Raw genomic sequence first — 22,555 nt, 5'->3', positions numbered from 1 at the left:
GGCAAGTCTAGGGGCGATGCAGTTGCCCTTCGTTCCGGGCGATGATCTCGAGGGCATCGTCCGGCAGGGACGCGGATGCCGCGTCGAGCCAGTGCAGGTCGCGGTAACGGCGGAACCAGCTCATCTGACGCCGGGCGTAACGGCGGGTGAGTCTCTGGGTGTCGGAGATCGCTTCGGACTCGCTGCATTCTCCGCTCAGCTGGGCCGCCGCTTGCGCGTAGCCGATGGCACGGCCGGCGGTCGTTGAGCGTTTCAGTCCCTGCTCCATGAGCCCGCGCACCTCGGCGAGCAGTCCGGCATCCCACATGCGCTGCACGCGCCCGTCGAGGCGCTCCGTGAGCTCTTCGCGGGGAAGCTGCAGGCCGATGAGCGTCACGGGACGCCAGTACTCGGGCTCGTCGGGCAGCATCCCTGCGGCGGGGGTGCCGGTGAGCTCCGCGATCTCGAGCGCCCGGACAATGCGGCGAGCGTTATGCGGGCCGATTCGGGCGGCGACGGCAGGGTCGAGTTCATGGAGTCGCCGATACAGGGATCCTCGTCCGTCGGCTTCGAGTTCCCCTTCGAGCCGCGCGCGCACGAGCGGATCGGTGCCGGGGAATTGGAACGCGAAGATCACGCTCGAGACGTAGAGTCCCGATCCGCCGACGAGCACCGGTGTTATGCCGTCTCCACAGAGCGCGTCGATGACGTGCCGCGCCCGCGGCTGGTAACCGGCGACCGTCGCGTCCTCGGTGACGTCGAGCACGTCGAGCAGATGGTGCGGGATGCCGCGGCGCTCGTCGACCGCCAGTTTCGCGGTTCCGATGTCCATGCCGCGGTAGAGCTGCATGGCGTCGGCATTCACGATCTCGGCGGGGCGACCGGCGTCTGCGAGTCGTTCGACGAGGTCGAGCGACAACTCCGATTTCCCGGTCCCTGTCGGTCCGACGACGACGATGGGGGCTGGAGTGCTCAGCGCTGCCCGTCCGTCGGGTCGTAGATCGGTGTCGTGGCCACCGTCGGTGTTGCGGCGCGCAGGCCCGGCATTCCGAGAGACACGGCTCCCCCGGTCGCAGCGCCGCCGCCGTGAGCGGGCACCGCGCACGACTCCGCCTGGCCGCGGTCCCATGCGTCACCTGCGCGAGTGCGCCGGATGACGAGCGGCGCCCCATCCGAGGAGTCGGCGAGCAAGTGGAACGGTGCCGCGTCCGTGACGGTGACGGTGACCACGTCGCCCGGTCGCGGGGTCTCGCTGCCCGCGGGAACCGCGAAGTGCACGAGTCTCGAGTCCCGGGCGCGCCCCGTCAAACGGTGCGTCTCGGCGTCCTTCTTTCCCTCACCGACGGCGACGAGCACTTCCACCTGCCGGCCCACGACGGCGCGGTTCTCCTCGAGGCTGATGCGCTCTTGCAAGGCGAGTAGGCGCTCGTAGCGCTCCTGCACGACGGCCTTGGGGATCTGGTCGCCCATCGTCGCCGCCGGTGTCCCGGGGCGTACGGAGTACTGGAACGTGAAGGCGGAGGCGAATCGGGCTTCCTCGACGACGCGGAGAGTTTCTTGGAAGTCTTCTTCGGTCTCACCGGGGAAGCCGACGATGATGTCGGTCGAGATCGCGGCGTGCGGAATGCGCTCCCGCACCTTCTCGAGAATGCCGAGGAACTTCTTGTTGCGGTAGGAGCGCCGCATGGCCTTGAGGATCCGGTCGGAGCCGGACTGCAACGGCATGTGCAGTTGCGGCATCACGTTGGGCGTCTCCGCCATCGCGTCGATGACGTCGTCGGTGAACGCGGCGGGGTGAGGGCTCGTGAACCGGACGCGTTCAAGGCCTTCGATCTGTCCGGCGGCGCGGAGGAGCTTGCTGAACGCCTGCCGGTCGCCGAATTCGACGCCGTACGAGTTCACGTTCTGTCCGAGCAGCGTGACCTCGATGGCGCCGTCGTCGACGAGGGACTGGATCTCCGCGAGGATCTCGCCGGGACGCCGGTCCTTCTCCTTGCCGCGCAAGGACGGCACGATGCAGAAGGTGCAGGTGTTGTTGCAGCCCACCGAGATGGAGACCCAGCCGGAATAGCTGGAGTCCCGCTTCGTCGGCAGCGTGGACGGAAAGGTCTCGAGAGCCTCGAGGATCTCGATCTCCGCTTCGTTGTTGTGGCGGGAACGCTCGAGCAGGCTCGGCAGCGAACCCATGTTGTGCGTTCCGAAGACGACGTCGACCCATGGAGCCTTCTCCAGAATGACGTTCTTGTCCTTCTGGGCAAGGCAGCCGCCGACGGCGATCTGCATTCCTTCGTGGCGACGTTTGACGGCAGCGAGATGACCGAGGTTCCCGTAGAGCTTGTTGTCCGCGTTCTCGCGCACCGCACACGTGTTGATGACGACGATGTCCGGCTCGACGTCGACGGCCTTCACGTACCCCGCAGCTTCAAGGGAGCCGCTCAGACGCTCAGAGTCGTGAACGTTCATCTGGCAGCCGAATGTGCGCACCTCGTAGGTGCGCGGGCCGCCATCGGGCCCAACGGCGGCGTCGGACCGGGGAATGATCGTCGGGCGTTCGGTCAGGGTGCTCATGATCCCCTTAGTTTACGTAGGACTCTGATGGTCTGCAGAATCCGCCGCCCCGGACACCCGGTCAGCGAAAGCGCACCGAGCTGCGTCGCTCCGCCGCGGCTGCCGCGACTGCTTCGCGAACGATGTCGCCCGCGTATCCACGACGTGCCAGGTAGCCCGTGAGCCGTCGGGTGAAGGCTTGATCGTCGGCTGACGACAGTTGCGCTCCGCGCTTGAGCGCGAGCTCGACCGCAACGGTGCGCTCGTGCTCGTCGGAGATGCCGTCAAGCGCCGCGTCGCCGATGTCGCTGGGGACTCCGCGAGCGGCCATCTCGCGTGCCACAACGGCTCGACTCTTTCCTCGCCCGTCAGCGAGGCGGTGCACGAGTTCCTCGGCCACCCGGGAATCATCCACATAACCGAGCTCGCGGAGGCGTTCGAGGACCGCTTCCGCCTGGCGGGCGTCGCCGCCCTTTTCCCGCACGAGCTTCGCCACCTCCCGCTCGGTCAGGTTGCGGCGGCTGAGGGCGCGCACTGCCGCTGCCTCGAGATCCGGCAGCGCGGGCGGAGCATCCTCGGATTCCGCTTCCGGGGCGCGTCGCTCGCCCCTGTGCGCGTCGAGCGACGTCACAGGGGCGAGCTTCTCACCGTCGGATGGTCGGAACGCAACCATGGGTCAGGCGCCGCGGCGTTCCGCGAGCTCGTCGCCCTCGGCGCCCGGCGTCTCAGGACCGAGTCCGAGCTTTGCCTTGATGCGGTTCTCGATCTCGAGGGCGATGTCGGGGTTGTTGCGCAGGAAGTTGCGCGCGTTCTCCTTGCCCTGGCCGAGCTGGTCGCCTTCGTAGGTGTACCACGCGCCTGACTTCTTGACGATCTGGTGTTCGACTCCGAAGTCGATGAGGCTTCCCTCGCGCGAGATTCCGGTGCCGTAGAGGATGTCGAACTCGGCCTGCTTGAACGGCGGGGCCATCTTGTTCTTCACGACCTTGACGCGGGTGCGGTTGCCGACGGCTTCGCCGCCGTCCTTCAGAGTCTCGATGCGGCGGATGTCGAGCCGGACAGAGGCGTAGAACTTGAGCGCCTTTCCGCCGGCGGTTGTCTCCGGGCTGCCGAAGAAGACGCCGATCTTCTCGCGAAGCTGGTTGATGAAGATCATCGTGGTGCCGGTCTGGTTGAGACCGCCCGTGAGCTTCCGGAGCGCCTGCGACATGAGTCGTGCCTGTAGTCCGACGTGAGAATCGCCCATCTCGCCCTCGATCTCGGCGCGGGGCACGAGTGCGGCGACCGAGTCGATCACGACGAGGTCGATCGCGCCGGAGCGCACGAGCATGTCCGCGATCTCAAGCGCCTGCTCTCCCGTGTCGGGCTGCGAGACAAGGAGGGAGTCGATGTCGACGCCGAGCTTCTTCGCGTACTCGGGGTCGAGCGCGTGCTCCGCGTCGACGAAGGCGGCGATGCCTCCTGCCTTCTGCACGTTCGCGATGGCGTGGAGGGTGAGCGTGGTCTTACCACTCGACTCCGGACCGTAGATCTCGACAATGCGGCCCCGGGGCAGGCCTCCGACTCCGAGAGCGACGTCGAGGGCGACGGAGCCCGTGGGAATCACGGCGACGGGGGCGCGCTCGTCGCTGCCGAGACGCATCACCGACCCTTTGCCGAACTGGCGGTCGATTTGCGCGAGAGCTGTCTCGAGCGACTTCTCGCGGTCTGCTGGTGATGCCATGAGGGCGTCTCCTTCGTTCTCGTTATCGGTTCGCCTGTAGGCTGTCGCGCCCCGGAATCATCCGGTTCTCCGACAAGGCTGGGAGCGACTTCCGCTGACGAGAAGAACTGTACGACGACCCTCCGACACTGCATCGGACGCCCGTGCGCGCAGTGGGAAACGTCCCGGTTGCGGCTCTTGTGGAGAGAGTATCACCGCTCGAAGCTGTGTTCGAGGTGTGCTTATCGGCGTGTCGGCATTACTTTCGAGGCTCTGGGAGGCCGACGCCGTGCCGCCGCTCGTCGGGCACATCGGTCGCCTCGCACAGCGCAAGCCACACCGCACGGGGCCGGACGCCAGCGCGGAGGGCCTCTTCAGCGCTCTGTCCATCGAGCGAGGGCAGCACCAGATCACGGACGACGACGCGCCCGTAGCCCTCGCCGTACTCGGTGTCGACGGCGTTCCAGAATTCGCTGAGCTTCACCACTGCCCTTTCATGGAACGGACGCCCCCGAACCAGTCGGGGACGTCCGTCGAATCGTTCGCCGGGATCAGCGCCGAACCAGGTCCGCGTCGAGCTCCGCGACGAGTGCGTCGGGAATGGTGTCGGGGATCGGGTCCATCCCTTCGATGACCGCGAGCCGGTCGCCCACTTCGCGCATGATGATCGAGATCGGCGTGTCGAGGGCTTCGGCTACCGAAGCGAGGATCTCGCTCGACGCTTCCTTCTGTCCGCGCTCGACCTCGCTCAAGTATCCGAGGGCGACGCTCGCCTTGCTCGCCACCTGCCGGAGCGTACGCCCCTTCTGCAGACGGAAGTCACGAAGAACGTCCCCGATTTCCTGTCGAACAAGAACCATGAGACCCTTCCTTTCTGCTTGCCAGTCAAGCGGCGGCTCCGCTGCTTGGGTCGATAAGACTACTACATACAACTCTACCGACGGCGCATCGGAATCCGCCTGATGTTTCCGTGTGAGTCTGACAGCTACAACCTGCTTTGCGACCCGGCTATTCCCGGTTGATCGTCGTCGAGAGAAGCTCGATGACCGCCGCCACCGTCGCAGCCCGAATGCCGTCGCGATCGCCGGAGAGCGTGAGCGGAACGACGGTACTGCGCTCATCGCTGTCGAGGCCGACGAAGACGGTTCCCGGCTGCTGTCCCGATTGCGGATCGGGACCGGCGACCCCGGTGGTCGAGACGCCGATGGTCGCCGCCGCACCGTCGGCGGCGAGAGCGCGGCGCACGCCGGCGGCCATCTGCGCCGCCACCTCGGCGTGGACCGGACCGTGTTCGGCGAGAAGCTTGTCGTCTACGCCGAGAAGGGCGTGTTTGAGTTCCGTCGCGTAGGCCACGATGCCGCCGACGACGACAGCGGATGCTCCCGCCGGGCGGATGAGCTCTGCGCACACGGCGCCGCCGGTGAGCGACTCGGCGACGGCGACGGTCGCACCGGCCGCCGTCAGATCGGCGATGAGCTGTGCCGTGTCGTCGCTCATCGGGAGCGCTTCGCCTTCATCGCCGTCCACACGTAGTCAAGGCCGCTCGCTATCGTGAGGATCACCGCGATCGTCATGAGGATGCCGTTGACGACGAAGATCCAGTCGCCGAGGAACGACCACAGGGGCACGAGCGCGAACGAGATGGCGACCGATTGGAACACGGTCTTGAGCTTGCCCATCCACGCGGCAGCGACGACGTGATCGTGACGGATGATCATGCGGTGCACGGTAATGCCGACCTCGCGGATGAGCACGATGATCGTGACCCACCAGGGCAGCTCGGCGAGGATGGACAGGCCCACGAGGGCGGCCCCCGTGAGAATCTTGTCGGCGATGGGGTCGAGGAGCTTTCCGAGGTCCGTGACGAGGCCGCGAGAACGGGCGATGTGGCCGTCGACGCCGTCAGTGGCGATGCCGACGATGAACAGGATCGCGGCGATCCAGCGCAGAGCGGCATCCGCTCCCCCATCGATGAGGAGGAGCACGAGGAACACGGGCGCGAAGAAGATCCGCACGATCGTGATCGCATTGGGAAGGTTCCAGTTGCTGCCGGTCGTGTCGCTCACGCTTCGATTATTCCCGATCCGTGAGCTGCCAGGCGTCCTCGGACTCATCGGCGTTCGCCGTCTCGTAGCCCTCGAACTGCTGCTCGACGGGATCGGGGTCGCTCGCGGGACCGGGCGTCGCCGAGCCGGCGGGCGGGTCTTCGCCGCGCAGTTTCGCGAGAACGCCGGGGAGCTGTTCCTTGCTGACGAGGACGTCGCGCGCCTTCGAGCCCTCGGAGGGGCCGACGATGTCGCGGGACTCCATGAGGTCCATGAGTCGCCCGGCCTTCGCGAAGCCGACGCGGAGCTTGCGCTGCAGCATGGACGTGGAGCCGAACTGGGTGTTCACGACGAGCTCGACCGCGGCGACGAGAAGCTCGAGGTCGTCGCCGATGTCCGCGTCGATCTCCTTCTTCTCGATCACCTGCTGCACATCGGGCCGGTACTCGGGGCGAGCCTGGGCCGTGACGTGCTTCACGACCTTCTCGATCTCGTTCTCGCTCACCCAGGCGCCCTGCACGCGAAGCGGCTTCGAGCTGCCCATGGGCAGGAAGAGCGCGTCGCCCTGGCCGATCAGCTTGTCGGCGCCCGACTGGTCGAGGATGACGCGGGAGTCGGTGACGCTCGTGACCGCGAAGGCGAGGCGCGATGGCACGTTCGCCTTGATCAGCCCCGTGACGACGTCGACGGACGGACGCTGGGTCGCCAGGACGAGGTGGATGCCGGATGCGCGAGCGAGCTGCGTGATGCGCACGATCGAGTCCTCGACGTCGCGCGGCGCGACAAGCATGAGGTCCGCGAGCTCGTCGACGACGACGAGGAGATAGGGATACGGCTTGAGGACTCGCTCGCTGCCGGGCGGCAGCTGGATCTCACCCGCGATGACGGCTTTGTTGAAGTCGTCGACGTGGCGGTAGCCGAAGCTCGCCAGGTCGTCGTAGCGCATGTCCATTTCCTTCACGACCCACTGCAGCGCCTCGGCGGCCTTCTTGGGGTTCGTGATGATGGGCGTGATCAGGTGCGGCACGCCCGCGTACGGGGCGAGCTCGACGCGTTTGGGGTCGACGAGCACCATGCGGACCTCGCTCGGCTTCGCGCGCATGAGCAGGCTCGTGATCATCGAGTTCACGAAACTCGACTTGCCGGAACCGGTCGAGCCCGCGACGAGGAGGTGGGGCATCTTCGCGAGGTTCGCGACGACGTATCCGCCCCCGACGTCCTTGCCGACGCCGATGGTCATGGGGTGCTTGCTGTTCGTCGCCGCCGCCGAGCGCAGCACGTCGCCGAGCGTGACGATCTCGCGGTCGGTGTTCGGGATCTCGATGCCGATGGCGCTCTTGCCGGGGATCGGCGAGAGGATGCGCACCTCGTTCGACGCCACGGCGTAGGACAGGTTCTTCGACAGAGCCGTGACACGCTCGACCTTCACGCCCGGTCCGAGCTCGATCTCGTACTGCGTGACCGTCGGGCCGCGCGAGAAGCCCGTGACCTTGGCGTTCACCTTGAACTGGTCGAGCACGCCCGTGATCGCGGCGACGACCTCGTCGTTGACGGACGAGCGCTGCTTGGCGGGAGCTCCGGCCGCGAGCGTCGCTGTCGAGGGCAGGCGGTATGGGTGGTCGGCTTCGGTCGGCTTCGCGGGAGCGCCCTCGTCGCCGCGGAGCGCAAGCGACTCCATGCCGGGGAGGACGTCGGTGTCGTCGGCTTCTCCGCCGTCGCCGTGGATTCCGCGGGTGCCGTCGGAGCCCGCATATCCGGCGACGGCGCTCTCGGCAGCGGCGAGCCCGTCGATGACCTCGGTCGGCGCGAACGAGGGACGCTCGGGCTCCTTCTCCACGGCCGAGTCGAAGTGGCCCTCGGGCTCGGCCGCGCCGAGCAGCTCGGTGATGTCATCGTCGACGACGGGAGAGTCGAATGCGGGCTCGGTCTCTCGTCCGCTCTTGTTGCGCCGCCACCAGGGCAACGAGTCCTCGTCGACGTCGTCATCTATCGCGGGCCCGCTCGCCTTGTCGGCGCGGCGCTGCTCGAGCTCCTCCGGGTCGGTGCCGAACATCCATGCCGTGAACTGGCGGATGCGCTGCGGGATCTTGTTCGGGGGCGTCTTGGTGACGATGAACAGCGCGAGCAGGCCGATCAGCCCGAGAACTATCGTCGCGCCGATCCAGGTGATGAGCAGCACGAGCGGCGCCCCCACCATCCAGCCGAGCAGGCCGCCCGCGTCGGCAAGCGCGGGCAGTCCGCCCTCACCCGGCGACGGTTGCTCGCTCAGCGCGTGGCAGATGCCGGTGACGGAAAGCAGGAGCAGTCCGAGGCCGATGCCGACGCGGCCGTTGTCGTTGACGGAGCTCGGGTTGCGGAACAGCCAGACGGCGAGCAGCAGCATCACGACAGGCAGGGCGAAGGCGACGCGCCCGAAGAGCCCGCCGAAGGTCCAGGCCTCGATGGTTCGAGCGACAGGGTCGTTGACCCCGAACCACTCGACGACCATCCCCGTGATCGCCAGGAGCAGGATGAAGAACGGCACTCCGTCGCGGCGCTGATCCTTCTCGAGCTTCTCGGGGCCGAGAGCGCGGGCCGCTCCGCCGGCGAGGTGCGCGAGGCCGAGCCAGAATCGCACGAGCGGATTCGCCTTCGTCGGCTCCGGCTCAAGCTTCTTGGTCTTGGCCGTGGCCGTGCGGGTTCGCGTCTGACCGCCGGCGCTCTTCGACTTGCGAGCGCGCCCGGAGGACGTGGTGCCAGGAGCCATGTTCCAACGGTATCGCCGGGCGCTGACGTTGCCCGGTAATGACTCGGGGTTCGCGAGACCTTGCGGGCTACGCCTCGATCACGAGCGGCACAATCATCGGACGGCGCCGGTACGAGGTGTTGACCCACCGACCGACGGTGCGGCGCACGACCTGCTGCAGCGCGTGCTGGTCGCGCACTCCGTTGCCCGCCGCTTCCGCGAGGGCCGAGACGATCTTGGGCCGCACCTTGTCGAAGACGGCGTCGTCCTCCGCGAAGCCGCGAGCGTGGATCTCCGGTCCGGAGACCACGCGTCCGGTCTGCGCCTCGACAACGACGATGATCGAGATGAAGCCCTCTTCCCCGAGGATGCGGCGGTCTTTGAGATCCGCGTCGGTGATCTCGCCGACGGAAGCGCCGTCGACGTAGACGAAGCCGAGGTCGAGCTGACCGACGACGTCGACGTGGCCGTCCTTCAGGTCGAGGACGGTGCCGTTCTCGGCCAGGAAGGTGTTCTCCTCCGCGATGCCGGTGTCTTGCGCGAGCTTGGCGTTCGCGATCAGGTGCCGGTACTCGCCGTGCACGGGGAGGACGTTCTTCGGCTTGAGGATGTTGTAGCAGTACAGCAGCTCCCCCGCGGCCGCATGCCCGGAGACGTGGACTTTCGCATTCCCCTTGTGCACGACCGTCGCCCCGAGCTTCGTGAGCCCGTCGATGACGCGGTAGATGGCGCTCTCGTTTCCGGGGATCTGGCTCGAGGCGAGGATGACGGTGTCACCGGGGCCGGGTTCGATCGCGTGGTCGAGGTTCGCCATGCGGGACAGCACGGCCATCGGCTCCCCCTGGGAGCCCGTCGACATGTAGACGATCTTGTCGTCGGGGATGTCGGTCGCCTTCTTGTAGTCGATGAGCACGCCCTCGGGAACCCGAAGGTAGCCGAGATCGGCGGCGATCGTCATGTTGCGGACCATCGAGCGCCCGAGCAGAGCGACCCGGCGGCCGTTGGCGTGAGCGGCATCCAGAACCTGCTGAACACGGTGCACGTGGCTCGAGAAGCTCGCGACGATCACGCGGCGAGGCGCGCGCGCGATGACCTGGTCGAGGACGGGGCCGATGGAGCGCTCAAGCGGCGTGAAGCCCGGCACGTCGGCGTTCGTCGAGTCGACGAGGAACAGGTCGACGCCGTCGGCGCCGAGGCGCGCGAAACTGCGCAGGTCGGTGATGCGGCCGTCGAGCGGCAGCTGGTCCATCTTGAAGTCGCCCGTGGCGAGAACGGTGCCGGCCTCGGTCTTGATCGCGACGGCGAGGGCGTCGGGAATGGAGTGGTTGACGGCGACGAACTCGAGCTCGAACGGGCCGAGCTGCTCGGTCTGGCCCTCTTTCACCGTGAGGCTGTACGGCTTGATGCGATGCTCTTTGAGCTTCGCCTCGGTGAGGGCGAGCGTGAGGCCTGAGCCGATGATGGGGATGTCGCTTCGCATGCGGAGCAGGTACGGCACGGCCCCGATGTGGTCTTCGTGACCGTGGGTGAGCACGACGCCGAGGACGTCGTCGAGGCGGTCCTTGAGCTCCGACATGTCGGGGAGGATGAGATCGACGCCCGGCTGGTACTCCTCGGGGAAGAGCACGCCGCAGTCGACGATGAGGATCTTGCCGTCGATCTCGAACGTCGTCATGTTGCGGCCGACTTCGCCGAGACCGCCGATGGGCGTCACACGGAGTGTTCCCTTGGCGAGTTCGGGCGGATCGAATACGGCGTTGGGCATTGGCCCTCCTGGTCAGTGTTGAGATATTCGGATGGTTGCGCGTCAGCGCGTGGTGCCGTGCACCTTGGGCAGTGCTCCGCCGGCCGCGGCATTGCGGTCGGGACGGAAGTTGGAGAAGTCGGCGCCCTCGAGGTTGCGGACGAGCGCGATGTCGTCTTCGATCTGCGCGGCCTCGTGCTCTTCGGGGCCGACGAGGGGAAGCCGAACGCGCGGGCTCTCGATGCGACCGAGGCCGTGCAGGATGTACTTCGTGGAGACGGTCCCGGGCACGTGCGTCATGACGGCGCGCACGAGCGGCTCAAGCCTCTTGTGCGCGGCGGTCGCGGTGTGCAGGTCGCCCGCGTTGACAGCATCCACCATCTCCCGGTAGGGACGGGCCGTGATGTTCGCGGTCACGCCGATGAGTCCCGTGGCTCCGATGGCCATGTGCGGAAGCGCGTTCGCGTCGTCGCCGGAGAAGTACATGAGGTCGGTCTGGTTGAGCACGCGGCTGACCTGGGCGAAATCGCCCTTCGCGTCCTTGACGGCGCGGATGTTCGGGTGCTGCGAGGCGCGCACGATCGTCTCGTAGGTGAGGGGGATGCCGGTGCGGCCGGGGATGTCGTAGAGGATGACGGGCAGGTCGGTGGCGTCGGCGATGAGTCGGAAATGCGTGAGAACTCCGGCTTGCGTCGGCTTGTTGTAGTACGGGGTGACGATCATGACGCCGTCGGCGCCGGCCCGCTCGCTCGCCTTGTAGAGCTCGATGGCGTGCGCGGTCTCGTTCGAGCCGCCGCCGGTGATGATGCGCGCCCGACCGGCCGCGACGGACTTGCCGACCTCGACGAGGCGAATCTTCTCTGGGTCGGTCAGCGTCGAGGTCTCCCCCGTCGTGCCCGTGACGACGATGCCGTCGGCGCCGCCCGCGACGACGTCGTCGATGAGCTTCTCGACGCCCGGCCAGTCGACTTCACCGTCCGCCGTGAACGGCGTCACAAGAGCGACTAGGACCTGACCGAAGGGATTCTCTGCGTTCGTCACTCTTCTAGGCTACCGGCTCGCCCACGACCCGGTCACCGTCCCCGCGCCGCCGCGCGCTGCGTGATCGCCGAAGGGGCGAGGCGACTGAGACCGATGAGCGCCTTGTAGCGCAGCGAGGGGATCGAGACGGAGCGGCCCCGCCCGGCATCCGCAAGCCCTTCAGCCACCACTTGGCCGGGTTCGAGCCACATCCACTCAGGAATGTCGTCGAGTCCCGCGCCGAGCCGCTGGTGGAACTCGGTATGCACGAAGCCGGGGCACACGGCCGTGACGTGAACGCCGTTCGCTCGGTACCGGTTGTTGGCCCAGCGGGAGAACGAAACGACCCACGACTTCACGGCGCCGTAGCTGCCGCGCGGTGTGAAGGCGGCGACGCTCGCGACGTTGATGATGTTGCCCGCTCCCTGCGCGACCATGCCGGGAAGCGCAGCGTGCATGAGCCGCATCGGCACGCGCACGTGGATGTCGAGATGCCGGTCCTCCTGCTCGATGGGCTGCGCCTCGAACGGCTCTTTGAGTCCGAAGCCCGCATTGTTGACGAGCACGCGCACGGGACGCGCGGCCAATCGCTGCTCGACGCTCTCGAGGCCGCTCGCCTCAAGCAGGTCGGCGACGATCACCTCGACAGGAAGCGCGTACCGCGAGATGAGCTCCGACTGCACGCGCTCGAGCCGCTCAGCGTCCCTGGCGACGAGGACGAGCCCGTATCCGCGCTGCGCGAGCTGTTCGGCGAACTCCCGGCCGATGCCGGATGTCGCCCCCGTGACAAGGGCCGTCTCATCACCACGCGCCATCCTTCGACCTCCCGTCAGCCATGCTAACGAACCATCGACCTCGACTGACCGAATCGGTAGGCTCAGAGAGCGGCAGGGTGCCGCGGGCGCCGATTCGCGCCCGGTGAGTGAGGAGAAAGCATGGCTGTCACAAGCGAAGCTACGACCGTATGGAAGGGAAGCCTGTTCGACGGCTCGGGATCGGTGTCGCTCGACTCGTCAAAGGCCGCGACCCTGAACATCGACTGGAAGGCCCGCTCGGAGGGCTCGGACAGCACGACCACCCCGGAGGAGCTGCTCGGCGCCGCGCATGCCGCGTGCTTCTCGATGGCGTTCTCGAACGCTCTCAAGGAAGCCGGCTTCCCGCCCGAGAGCATCCAGACTACGGCCGCCGTCACGTTCGACGCGTCCGGACCCAAGATCACGGGGAGCCACCTTCTCGTCAACGCGAAGGTGCCGAACATCAGCGAGGACGAGTTCGAGCGCGTCGCCGCCGCCGCGAAGGACGGCTGCCCCGTCTCGCAGGCCCTCGCGGGCGTCGAGATCACGCTCGAGGCGAGCCTCGCCTGACCCGACGACAAAGCAGCGACACGGCTGGCCGGCGAGAGCCGACCAGCCGTGTTCAGTGTGCGGCGTGCAGTCTGATCGCGGTGCGCACCGCGTGACGGGCGCGCCGCCCGTCCCCCGCCCCCTTGTAGGCGAGCCCGAGCCGATACCAGGCCTGCCAGCTGTCGGGCTGTGCCTCGACGTCGGCCTTGTAGCGCGGGAACACGGCGTCTGCGGCGTCCCGTTCGACAGCACCGCTCGGCTTGAGCGGCAGCTGCTCGTCGGGCAGCCCGCCCGTGCGCTCGAGCTCTCGCGCGAGGCGCTCGGCGTCGATGCCGAACTTGAGTTCGCGCCACAGTCCCCACGCGCCGACGATCGGCAGGATGATGAGGGCGACGCCGATGCCGACGGCGGCCGGCTCCCCCGTGAGCACGAACATGACGGCGCGCTGGCCGATGAGCACGAGATAGAGCACAAGCAGAACCGCCATCACGGCGACGCCGACGCGCGTGCTCATGCGCGCCCGATGCCCAGATCGAGCACGTTCTCGAGCCCGACGACGACGCCCGTGATGCCGCGAACGGCCTCGAGCGAGAGCTGGATGCCGCGAACGTAGGCGTCCTGGCTGATCGTGTCATGGCGGATGCTGAGGATCTCGCCGTCCCCGCCGAAGGACACCTCTTGCGCCGCGACCATCCCGCGCAAGCGCATGCTGTGCACCGGGATTCCGGCGACGAGCTGCCCACGGGCGCGCTGGTCGCTGTGCGGAGCCTCCACCGGGCCGAGTCCCTCGCGCGCGGCGGCCATGAGCTCGGCGGTGCGCACGGCGGTGCCGCTCGGCGAGTCGACCTTGCTCGCCCGGTGCGCCTCGAGCACTTCGATCGATGAGTAGAAGCGGGAGGCGATGGTCGCGAGCGTCGTGCCGAGCACCGAGCCGAGCGAGAAGTTGGGGATGATGAGCACGCCCGCGTCGCCCGTGACGCGGCCGCGGAGCTCGGCGACGAGCGCTTCCGACCAGCCGGAAGTGCCGACGAGGACCTTCTTGCCGGCGGCGACCGCGCGAGCGACGATCTCGCGACTCGCCTCGATGGTCGTGACGTCGACGACGAGGTCGGCGTCGTCGAGCTCCTCTCGGGCGCTGCCCGAGCCCAGCTGCGCCGTCACCTCGAAACCGTCGAGGTCCTCGATCAGGGAGACGAACAGCCGCCCCATCTTTCCGCTGGCGCCGGCCACCGCAACGCGTGTCGTCATGCTGCCAATCTATCAACTGCGCGGTTCTAGAATCTTCTCGTGCCCCAGCTGATCGAACGCGCCACCACGTCAGTCGAGGCGCAGAGCCTCCTCGATTCCTACTTCGCCCAGCGCGCCGCCGAGTTCCCCGGCGGCGGATACGTCGTCACGCGGCCGAAGCCCGAGAGCTTCGTGCCGCCGGCCGGCGTGTTCCTCGTGCTCGTGGACGACGACGGCAGCGCGATCGGCTGTGGCGGCATCCGCTCTCTCACGCCCGATCGCTACGAAGTCAAGCATCTCTACCTGCGGCCGGAGACCCGCGGCCGCGGGCTCGGCCGGCTGATTCTCGACGAGCTCGAGCGACGCGCTCGCGGCTTCGGAGCGACGGAGGCCGTGCTCGACACGAACGCGTCACTTGCCGCCGCGGGCGGCCTGTACCGCTCGAACGGCTACGCGTCGATCGAGCCGTACAACGACAACCCCAACGCGACCCACTGGTACAGCAAGCGGCTGGACTGATCAGACCGGGAGCGGCTCTGGCAGCCCCGTGCGGAGCTCGAACGGCAGGTGCGCGAGGTCGTTGTGGGTCAGCAGCGTCCACGGACGCCCGGGCTTGCGCTGGATGATCGTGAGCCCGCAGTGCGCCTGGTCGATGGTCATCCAGCGCCAGTCGGGCGCGCCGAGAACCTCGCGCACGAACCACGCGATGACGAAGTTGTGCGTGATGAGCAGCTCGTGGTGCTCGCCCTTCTTGGGCGCGAGGAACTCGGCGACGGCGTCTTCCATCTGAGCGGCGCCCGCCTCGATCTCATCCTCGGTGACGGCGCCGAAGAACGGGTCGTACGCCGACGGGGTGTCTTCGGTCTTGCCTGTGGGGATGCAGTCGAACAACAGCGACGACGGTGTGAGCTCGAGCGCCGGCATCCGCTCGCCGATTATCGACGCGGTCTCCGCCGCGCGCTGCAGCGGGGAGTGATGCGCCTCGGTGAACGGCACTCCGCCGAGCCGCTGCGACAGGAATTCCGCCTGCCTGCGACCTCGCGGCGACAGCGGTCCGTCGGGAAGGCCGTGCTCGGCATCCTGCTGCTCCCCGTGCCTGACGAGGTACACGTACTGCGACACTCAGATCACCCCTCGATCGCGCGACGAGCCGAAGCGGTCCTCATCGACCGCTCCGACTGCGACAAGTGACATCGGCTGAGCCGCGAGGCGCTCGGCCATCGCGGCGACGTCGGCCGCGCTGACGCGCGCGAGCCGGCGAAGATTCTCGTCAAGGTCCTGGTATTCGCCGAGCGAGATCTCCGCGCGGCCCAGAAGGGACATGCGCACATCGGAGTCTTCGAGGCCGAGCGCGGCGCGGCCCGAGATCTGGCCGAGCGCACGGCGCAGCTCGTCGTCGGTGATGCCGCCCGTCGCGACGGACTCGAGCTCGGCGCGCGCGAGCTCGGCTACCGCGTCGGCGTTGCGCGGCGAGCACGCTGCGTAGATGCCCTCGAGCCCCGCGTCGGAATGCGCGGAGGCGAACGAGTACACCGAGTACGCGAGTCCGCGCTTCTCCCGGATCTCGCTGAACAGCCGGCTCGACATGCCGCCGCCGAGTACCGCGTTGAGCACGCTCAGCGTCACGCGCTCGGGGTCGCTCGCGACGAGCGCGGGCATGCCGAGCATCACGTGAACCTGTTCGACGGGACGCGAGATGACGACGCGATCGCGGGTCCCGCTGAGCGTCGCCGGCGCCGTGCTGCGACGCGGCACGGGCGCGACGCGCTGGTCGAGCGGCCAGCCGGCGGCGGTGAGCGCGACGGTGAGCTCGGCGACGAGCGCGTCGTGGTCGACCGAGCCGGCGATGCAGATCACGAGGTCCTGCGGCCGGTAGTTCTGCTTGTAGTGCCGCCAGACGCCGTCGCGGGACGCCTCGGCTATCGTCTCGGGGGTTCCGCCGATGGGCTTGCCGAGCGGGTGGTCGCCGAACACGGCGGCGAACAGCGCCTCGCCCGCGACGTCGCCCGGGTCATCCGCGGCCTGCGCGAGCTCCTCGAGGATCACGCCGCGCTCGGTCTCGAACTCGCCCGAATCCAGAACCGAATTGCTCACCATGTCGGCGAGCACGCGCACGGCCATGGGCACGTCGCGGTCACGCACCTTCGCGTAGTAGCAGGTGTACTCTTTCGCGGTCATGGCGTTGCTGTCGCCGCCGACGGAGTCGAACGCGATAGCGATGTCGAGGGCGCTGCGGCTCGGCGTGCCCTTGAACAGCAAGTGCTCGAGAAAGTGCGTCGAGCCGAATCCCGACGCAGCGGCGCCGTCATGGTATTCGTCGCGGGAGCCGACGGCGAACCAGAATCCGATCGTGGCGCTGCGCGCTCCCGGCACGGATTCGCTCAGGATGCGCACGCCGCTCGGCAGGATGCTTCGCCTGATCCGGGTACCGCCAGAGGCCTCGAAATCCAGCTCTGGAACGTCAAGGGGGAAAGGCACTGCTCCGGTCATCATGACCAGCCTAGTCGAGCCGCCGACACGACGATCAGCTGCGGGAGGCCCGGTCGAGTTCGTGAAGCTGCTCGTTCTCGAGGGTGAGGTGAACGGATGCCGCGAGCGCGTCGACCTGCTCGGGGTGCGAAGCGCTCACGACGGGAGCGAGCACGCCCGGCTGGTGCAGCAGCCAGGCGAGAGCCACTGTCGCGGGCGTCGAGGAGGCGGCGGCAGCGATCTCGTCGAGAGCTCGGAGGACGCGGCGCCCCCTGCGGGTGAAGTGCTCCTCGGCGCGTGACTCGCGCGTGCTGCCGTGGAAGTCGGCTCGCGAGCGGTACTTGCCCGTGAGGTAGCCGCTCGCGAGCGCGAAGTACGGCATGACGGCGAGGCCCTGGCCGCGCGCGACGAGTGCGCGGTCGCCTTCGAAGCTGCGCCGGTTCACGAGACTGTACTCCGTCTCGTACGCCGTGATGCGCGGATATCCGGCCGCGGCGAGCACGCGGGCCTGCACGAGGCGCTCCGCCGGGAAGTCCGACGCCCCGAGGGAGAGAACCTTTCCCGCGGCCATGAGCTCCCGCACGGCGCTCAGCGTGCTCTCGAGCGGAACCGTGGGGTCGTCGCGGTGCAGGTAGAGCAGGTCGATGCGGTCGGTGCCGAGCCGTTCGAGGCTCGCGTCGACGGCGGCGATCACGTTCTGCCGGGCGAGCCCGGGGTAGTCCGCGTGCCTGCCGATCTTGGTCGCGACGACGATGTGGTCGCGATTGCGCCGGTGCCGCATCCACGCGCCGATCTGCACTTCGCTGAGCCCGCCCGAGTAGCTGTCGGCGGTGTCGATGAAGTTGCCGCCGAGCGCGGCGTAGCGATCGAGTATCGCGACGGTGTCCTCGGCGCTCGCGGTCCAGCCGAACACGCTTCCGCCGAGGGCGAGCGGGAAGACGCCGCCTGTGATGCCCGCGAGCTCGCGGCGCGGCGCCGGCCGGGCACCGGACTGCACGGGAATCGGAAGGGACGGATGCTGCTCGCGCGACGGGTCGCCCGGCCCCCGGTTCAGGCTCGCGCTGTCGATCTCCCGGCTGTGCTGCGTGACCGGCATGTCCGCCCTCCCCCGTGGTGCATCGCCCGGGGCCGCATTGCCGTCGGGCGTGGGCACGGCATCCGCTGGTGCCGTGCTTCGACCATAGGAGGTGGCGTCGCGATCTGCTGTATCCACGCCGTGCCCGCTCTCACTCGTGACACTTTCGCGCGCTCAGCCGGCGTGGGCGCGTCGAACAACGTGCTCGGCGTGTCGCAGCACGGGAGTATCGACCATGCGGCCGTCGTAGCGGAACGCCCCGGTGTGGCCTGCGGCGGCGTCGAGGAGCGCCGTCGCGTCGGCGATCTGGGCCGGCGTCGGCCGGTAGCCGTCGCGGATGACGGGCACCTGGCTCGGGTGGATGCACGCGGTCGCCGCGAAGCCCGACGCTGCCGCGTCCTCGACTTCGACCTCAAGCCCCGTTCGGTCGTCGATGTCGAGATGCACGGCGTCGATAGCGGCCTTGCCGGCGGAGCCCGCCGCGAGCAGCACGCGGGCCCGTGCGTGGGCGGCGACGTCGCGATAGCGTCCGTCGGGGCGACGGCTTCCGCTTCCGCCGAGCGAGGCCACGAGATCCTCGGCTCCCCACATGAGGGCGACGACGAGCGACATCTGCGCGAGCCGCTCGGCGACCATGATGCCCTTCGCGGTCTCGCACAGGGCGACGACGCGGAATCCGGCGAGGCGCTCGACCTGGTCTGCACGCTCCGTCTTGGCCAGCATGAGCGTGCGGTACCCCGTCGCCCTGACGGCGTCGAGGTCGTGCGCGAAGTCGGCGGTGTCCGCCGGGTTGACGCGCACGATCGTACGCTCGGGCGCGAGGGAGCTCGCGCGCAGCGCCTCTCGGGCGTCAGCGCGGGCGGCGGGGTCGACGCCGTCCTCGAGGTCGAGGATGACGGCGTCCGCTCGCTCGGCGGCCTTCTCGAAGCGATCGGGCCTGTCGGCGGGGCAGAACAGCAGCGCCGGGCCCATTCCGAATGTCATGGCATTGCTCCTTCGCACCAGACGAGGCTCGCGCGCACGGCCGTCGCGACGATCTCGCCGTCCTGATTGCGCCCGGTGTGCTCGAGCGTCACGATCCCCTGCCCCGGGCGCGAGGCGGAGAGCCGTTTGGCCGTGACGACGGTCTCGCCGTAGAGCGTGTCGCCGTGGTGCACGGGAGCGGGGAACGCGATCTTCTCGAAGCCGAGGTTCGCGACGATCGTGCCTTGCGTGAGCTGGGCGACCGACATCCCCACGAGCGTGGAGAGCGTGAGCATGGAGTTCACGAGCCGCTCGCCGAACGGCTGGCCGGCGCTCCACGCGGCATCGAGGTGAAGCGACTGGGTGTTCATCGTCAAGGTCGTGAACAGCACGTTGTCGGCCTCGGTCAGCGTTCGGCCCGGCCGGTGCAGATAGCGCGCGGATTCGTCGAACTCCTCGAAGAAGAGCCCGCGTTGAACGATGTCACGACGCTCCATTGCCGCCTCCACTTCTCAGTGTACGAGCCCGAGCTCGCGAGCGATGATCATGAGCTGAACTTCTGTCGTTCCCTCCCCGACTTCGAGGATCTTGGAGTCGCGGAAATGGCGCCCGACGGCGTTCTCGTTGAGGAACCCGTAGCCGCCCCAGATGTGGCTCGCATCGTGCGCGTTCGCGACCGCCGCCTCGCTCGCCGTGAGCTTCGCTATCGACGCCTCCTTCTTGAACGGCTTGCCGGCCATGAGCAGCGAGCAGGCGTTGTAGTACGACATGCGCGCAGCGTGCGTGCGCGCCTCCATGCGGGCGATCGTGAACGCGATGTGCTGGTTGTCGCCGATCGGTGCGCCGAAGACGATGCGCTTCTTCGCGTACGCGAGCGCCTGCTCGAGGCAGCCTTGCGCAACGCCCGTGCACAATGCGGCGAAAGCGACGCGCCCTTCGTCGAGAACGCTCAGGAAGTTCGCGTAGCCGCGCCCGCGTTCGCCGAGCAGGTTCTCCTCGGGCACCGTCACGTTCTCGAAGCGCAGCGGATGCGTGTCGGAGGTGTGCCAGCCGACCTTGTCGTAGGAGGGCAGAACGGTGAAGCCCTCGGCGGGCGTCGGCACGAGGATCGTGGACAGCTCGGGTCCCTCGACGCCGGACGAGGACACGCGGCGGCCGGTCACGGCGGTGACGGTGACGAGGGAGGTGATGGGCGTTCCCGAGTTCGTGATGAACTGCTTCGAGCCGTTGATGACCCACTCGCCGTCGACGAGGTCCGCTGTCGTCTGGGTCGCGCGCGCGTCCGAGCCCGCGTTCGCCTCGGTGAGACCGAAGGCGGCGAGCTCCGCTCCCGACGTGAGGCCGGGCAGGAAGCGCTCCTTCTGTGCGTCCGTGCCGAATCGGTACACGGGCATGACTCCGAGACCGATGCCCGCCTCGAGCGTGACGCCGATGGACTGGTCGACCCGCGAGAGCTGCTCCACCGCGAGGCACAGGGACAGGTAGTCCTTTCCCTGACCGCCGTACTCGACGGGGAACGGAAGGCCGAACAGCCCCATCTCCCCCATCTGCGCGATGATCTCCATCGGCAGGCGGCGCTGCGTGTCGTATTCGTAGGCGGCCGGCGCGACGACGGTGTCGGCGAAGTCGCGCACCTTCTCGGCGAGTGCGAGGTGCTCGTCATCGAGTTCGATGTTCACTCTGATCTCCTTCGTGAGGTGTCGGGGCGGGATGATCGCCGGGTTCGGCTCTCCCCCGTTCGTCGGACGTCTCCTGGTCGTCGGGAACCACCGTCGCAACGACCGCATCGCGCGCGACCGCTTGCCCGTGCCCGACGTGCAGGTCCACCCGGCCGGCGCGCGGGGCCGTGATGCGATGCTCCATCTTCATCGCCTCGATGACGAGGATCGTGTCCCCCTCGGCCACGTGCGTCCCGTCGTCGGCTGCGACGGCGACGACCGTTCCGGGCATGGGCGAGCGCAATTCGGGCGCCGCGTCGTCGGCGGCGCCGCGGGCGTGGGCCGTTGCGGCGTCCCGGTCGATGATTCTGAAGGCGCGCGCGCCGTGCCCGTCGTGCAGCCACAGCACGTCATCGTCGCGCGCGGCTTCTATCGTCGTCGTGAGCCCGTCGATGTGCACGAGCAGGGCGCCGTCGACGGCGCGGCACGCGGCGGGAGAGGAGTCGACGGATGCCGCTTCGGGGCGCCCGGCCACGCGCAGCGTGCGCTCCTCGCCGTCGCAGCTCAGCCGATAGTCGATGCCTCGCGGGGCGCCGCCCAGACGCCAGCCGGTCGGCGCCGCCCAGACGGAGTCGGTCGGGGCGGAGCGCCAGGCGTCGGCGTGCAGCGCCAGCGCGGCGGCCCGCCACGTCGTCTCGGGCACCTCCGCAGGTGCGCGTTCTGCGATCCGGCGGTCGATCGTCGTGGTGTCGAAGTCGCCGCTGAGCACGCCGGGATCGGTGACGAGTCCGTGCAGGAACCGGGTGTTCGTCGTCACGCCGAGCACGACCGTTCGCTCGAGGGCTCGGGCGAGGGCGGCGAACGCGTGCTCTCTCGTGCCGGCGTGCGCGATGATCTTCGCGAGCATCGGGTCGTAGTCCCCGCCGATGACGCTGCCGCCGGCGATGCCGCTGTCGACGCGGACCTCGTCGGGGAGGCGGAGCTCGAGCACACGCCCGGCCTGCGGGAGGAACTGGTCGTCCTCGGCGTACACACGCGCTTCGACGGCGTGCCCGGACAGGCGGATCTGCTCCTGCTCGACGGCGAGCGGCTCCCCCGCGGCGATGCGCAGCTGCTGCTCGACGATGTCGATGCCGGTGACGAGCTCGGTCACCGGGTGCTCCACCTGCAGTCGAGTGTTCATCTCCATGAAGAAGAACTCCCCGGGCTGTTCGGCGGAGACGAGGAATTCGACGGTGCCGGCGCCGCGGTAGTCGACGCTGCGCGCGACGGCGCACGCGGCGGCGCCGATGCGCTCGCGCGTGTCCTCGTCGATGAGGGGCGACGGCGCTTCCTCGATCACCTTCTGGTGCCGGCGCTGCAGGGAGCATTCGCGCTCACCCAGATGGATGACGCGGCCGTGCTCGTCGGCGAGCACTTGCACCTCGATGTGCCGTGGCGCGGTGACGAGGCGTTCGAGGAAGAGCGTGTCGTCGCCGAACGCCGTGGCCGCGACCCGGCGCGCGGCCCGCAGCGCCTCGGGCAGCTCACTCGGGTCCGACACGTCGAGCATGCCTTTCCCGCCTCCGCCCGCTGACGGCTTGATGAGCACGGGATAGCCGATCTGCGCGGCGGCCGCTGTGAGCGCGTCGTCATCGAGACCGGGCTCCGCGATGCCGGGGATGACCGGCACGCCGTCGCGGGTGACGCGCTGCTTGGCGCGGATCTTGTCGCCCATGACCTCGAGGGCCTCGACGCCCGGGCCGATGAACACCAGCCCAGCGTCCGAGACGGCCTGCGCGAATGCGGCGTTCTCGGAGAGGAACCCGTATCCGGGGTGGATCGCCTCCGCGCCGGCGCGCACAGCCGCATCGACGATGCGCGCGATGTTGAGGTAGCTCTCCGCGGGGCGCGCGGGGCCGAGGCGCACCGCGACGTCGGCCTCGCGCACGTGCGGCTCAGCGGCATCCGCATCGCTGTACACGGCGACAGAACGGATGCCCATGCGGCGCAGCGTGCGGATCACGCGGCGTGCGATCTCTCCGCGGTTGGCGACGAGGACGGTCGTGAACATCTTCC

The 22,555-nt window shown here is 68.5% G+C and carries 23 protein-coding genes; 2 read left to right on the top strand and 21 right to left on the bottom strand.

From position 1 onward, the window contains the following. Window positions 1-7 precede the first annotated feature (7 nt). The 12 genes from miaA to BLV49_RS12845 all read right to left on the bottom strand — a co-directional run bounded on the left by miaA (window position 8) and on the right by BLV49_RS12845 (window position 12,577). Entirely contained in the window at window positions 8-955 is a 948-nt protein-coding gene (miaA, locus tag BLV49_RS12900) for a tRNA (adenosine(37)-N6)-dimethylallyltransferase MiaA (protein ID WP_091187329.1), read from the bottom strand. Continuing rightward, on the bottom strand, window positions 952-2,547 hold the full coding sequence (gene miaB / locus BLV49_RS12895; RefSeq protein ID WP_091185150.1) for a tRNA (N6-isopentenyl adenosine(37)-C2)-methylthiotransferase MiaB: 1,596 nt from the start codon (window positions 2,545-2,547) through the stop codon (window positions 952-954). The genes miaA and miaB overlap by 4 nt, the downstream gene beginning before the upstream one ends. A gap of 61 nt (window positions 2,548-2,608) precedes the next feature. Further along, entirely contained in the window at window positions 2,609-3,199 is a 591-nt protein-coding gene (locus BLV49_RS12890; protein WP_091185148.1) for a regulatory protein RecX, read from the bottom strand. Between the two features lie 3 nt (window positions 3,200-3,202). Further along, the gene (gene recA, locus BLV49_RS12885; protein ID WP_091185145.1) at window positions 3,203-4,249 is read right to left on the bottom strand and encodes a recombinase RecA; all 1,047 of its coding nucleotides are present in this window, start codon (window positions 4,247-4,249) and stop codon (window positions 3,203-3,205) included. Between the two features lie 238 nt (window positions 4,250-4,487). Continuing rightward, window positions 4,488-4,715: a DUF3046 domain-containing protein gene (locus BLV49_RS12880; protein ID WP_342706632.1), complete on the bottom strand. Its 228-nt coding sequence runs from the start codon at window positions 4,713-4,715 to the stop codon at window positions 4,488-4,490. A 64-nt stretch (window positions 4,716-4,779) separates the two neighbouring features. Next, on the bottom strand, window positions 4,780-5,088 hold the full coding sequence (locus BLV49_RS12875) for a helix-turn-helix domain-containing protein (RefSeq protein WP_091185142.1): 309 nt from the start codon (window positions 5,086-5,088) through the stop codon (window positions 4,780-4,782). Between the two features lie 148 nt (window positions 5,089-5,236). Next, the gene (locus BLV49_RS12870) at window positions 5,237-5,725 is read right to left on the bottom strand and encodes a CinA family protein (RefSeq protein ID WP_091187323.1); all 489 of its coding nucleotides are present in this window, start codon (window positions 5,723-5,725) and stop codon (window positions 5,237-5,239) included. Further along, complete coding sequence (gene pgsA / locus BLV49_RS12865) at window positions 5,722-6,294, bottom strand: CDP-diacylglycerol--glycerol-3-phosphate 3-phosphatidyltransferase (protein ID WP_245723653.1); 573 nt, start codon at window positions 6,292-6,294, stop codon at window positions 5,722-5,724. Before pgsA ends, BLV49_RS12870 begins: the two co-directional genes overlap by 4 nt. Before the next feature lie 7 nt (window positions 6,295-6,301). Continuing rightward, a complete protein-coding gene (locus BLV49_RS12860; RefSeq protein WP_091185135.1) occupies window positions 6,302-9,019 on the bottom strand; it encodes an FtsK/SpoIIIE family DNA translocase in 2,718 nt (905 codons plus the stop codon). Between the two features lie 67 nt (window positions 9,020-9,086). Further along, entirely contained in the window at window positions 9,087-10,763 is a 1,677-nt protein-coding gene (locus BLV49_RS12855) for a ribonuclease J (RefSeq protein WP_091185132.1), read from the bottom strand. A gap of 42 nt (window positions 10,764-10,805) precedes the next feature. Then, window positions 10,806-11,783, bottom strand: a complete 978-nt coding sequence (dapA, locus tag BLV49_RS12850; RefSeq protein WP_091185129.1) for a 4-hydroxy-tetrahydrodipicolinate synthase — start codon at window positions 11,781-11,783, stop codon at window positions 10,806-10,808. A gap of 32 nt (window positions 11,784-11,815) precedes the next feature. Continuing rightward, on the bottom strand, window positions 11,816-12,577 hold the full coding sequence (locus BLV49_RS12845) for an SDR family NAD(P)-dependent oxidoreductase (protein ID WP_091185126.1): 762 nt from the start codon (window positions 12,575-12,577) through the stop codon (window positions 11,816-11,818). A gap of 120 nt (window positions 12,578-12,697) precedes the next feature. Here BLV49_RS12845 and BLV49_RS12840 point away from each other — a divergent pair, with 120 nt between their 5' ends. Further along, window positions 12,698-13,126: an OsmC family peroxiredoxin gene (locus tag BLV49_RS12840; RefSeq protein WP_091185123.1), complete on the top strand. Its 429-nt coding sequence runs from the start codon at window positions 12,698-12,700 to the stop codon at window positions 13,124-13,126. A 52-nt stretch (window positions 13,127-13,178) separates the two neighbouring features. Here BLV49_RS12840 and BLV49_RS12835 read toward each other — a convergent pair whose 3' ends face one another. Both BLV49_RS12835 and dapB read right to left on the bottom strand, forming a co-directional pair. Then, window positions 13,179-13,619, bottom strand: a complete 441-nt coding sequence (locus BLV49_RS12835) for a hypothetical protein (RefSeq protein WP_091185120.1) — start codon at window positions 13,617-13,619, stop codon at window positions 13,179-13,181. Next, window positions 13,616-14,353, bottom strand: coding sequence for a 4-hydroxy-tetrahydrodipicolinate reductase (dapB, locus tag BLV49_RS12830; protein WP_091185116.1), 738 nt, complete (start codon window positions 14,351-14,353; stop codon window positions 13,616-13,618). The genes BLV49_RS12835 and dapB overlap by 4 nt, the downstream gene beginning before the upstream one ends. Window positions 14,354-14,392: 39 nt before the next feature. On the opposite strand from dapB, the gene BLV49_RS12825 reads away from it, so the two are divergent. Continuing rightward, on the top strand, window positions 14,393-14,851 hold the full coding sequence (locus tag BLV49_RS12825; protein ID WP_091185113.1) for a GNAT family N-acetyltransferase: 459 nt from the start codon (window positions 14,393-14,395) through the stop codon (window positions 14,849-14,851). On the opposite strand, the gene BLV49_RS12820 is transcribed toward BLV49_RS12825, so the two are convergent. From BLV49_RS12820 to BLV49_RS12790, 7 genes are all read right to left on the bottom strand, one after another. Further along, on the bottom strand, window positions 14,852-15,454 hold the full coding sequence (locus BLV49_RS12820) for a histidine phosphatase family protein (RefSeq protein WP_091185110.1): 603 nt from the start codon (window positions 15,452-15,454) through the stop codon (window positions 14,852-14,854). It lies immediately after the preceding gene. Then, window positions 15,455-16,825 carry a M16 family metallopeptidase gene (locus tag BLV49_RS12815; RefSeq protein WP_434061459.1) on the bottom strand — a complete coding sequence of 457 codons (1,371 nt, stop codon included), beginning with the start codon at window positions 16,823-16,825 and terminating at the stop codon, window positions 15,455-15,457. Window positions 16,826-16,856: 31 nt separating this feature from the next. Further along, window positions 16,857-17,897, bottom strand: coding sequence for an aldo/keto reductase (locus BLV49_RS12810; protein WP_091185108.1), 1,041 nt, complete (start codon window positions 17,895-17,897; stop codon window positions 16,857-16,859). A 153-nt stretch (window positions 17,898-18,050) separates the two neighbouring features. Then, a complete protein-coding gene (locus BLV49_RS12805) occupies window positions 18,051-18,860 on the bottom strand; it encodes an HpcH/HpaI aldolase/citrate lyase family protein (RefSeq protein WP_091185105.1) in 810 nt (269 codons plus the stop codon). After that, window positions 18,857-19,336: a MaoC family dehydratase gene (locus BLV49_RS12800; protein ID WP_091185103.1), complete on the bottom strand. Its 480-nt coding sequence runs from the start codon at window positions 19,334-19,336 to the stop codon at window positions 18,857-18,859. Before BLV49_RS12800 ends, BLV49_RS12805 begins: the two co-directional genes overlap by 4 nt. Before the next feature lie 15 nt (window positions 19,337-19,351). Continuing rightward, entirely contained in the window at window positions 19,352-20,518 is a 1,167-nt protein-coding gene (locus BLV49_RS12795; RefSeq protein WP_176980667.1) for an acyl-CoA dehydrogenase family protein, read from the bottom strand. Further along, the gene (locus BLV49_RS12790) at window positions 20,499-22,550 is read right to left on the bottom strand and encodes an acetyl/propionyl/methylcrotonyl-CoA carboxylase subunit alpha (RefSeq protein ID WP_091185102.1); all 2,052 of its coding nucleotides are present in this window, start codon (window positions 22,548-22,550) and stop codon (window positions 20,499-20,501) included. Before BLV49_RS12790 ends, BLV49_RS12795 begins: the two co-directional genes overlap by 20 nt. Window positions 22,551-22,555 lie beyond the last annotated feature (5 nt).

This window comes from Paramicrobacterium humi, from assembly GCF_900105715.1.
Lineage (GTDB): Bacteria > Actinomycetota > Actinomycetes > Actinomycetales > Microbacteriaceae > Paramicrobacterium > Paramicrobacterium humi.
The sequence above is the reverse complement of the archived record's forward strand: the minus strand, read 5'-3'. Positions and strand labels throughout refer to the sequence as shown.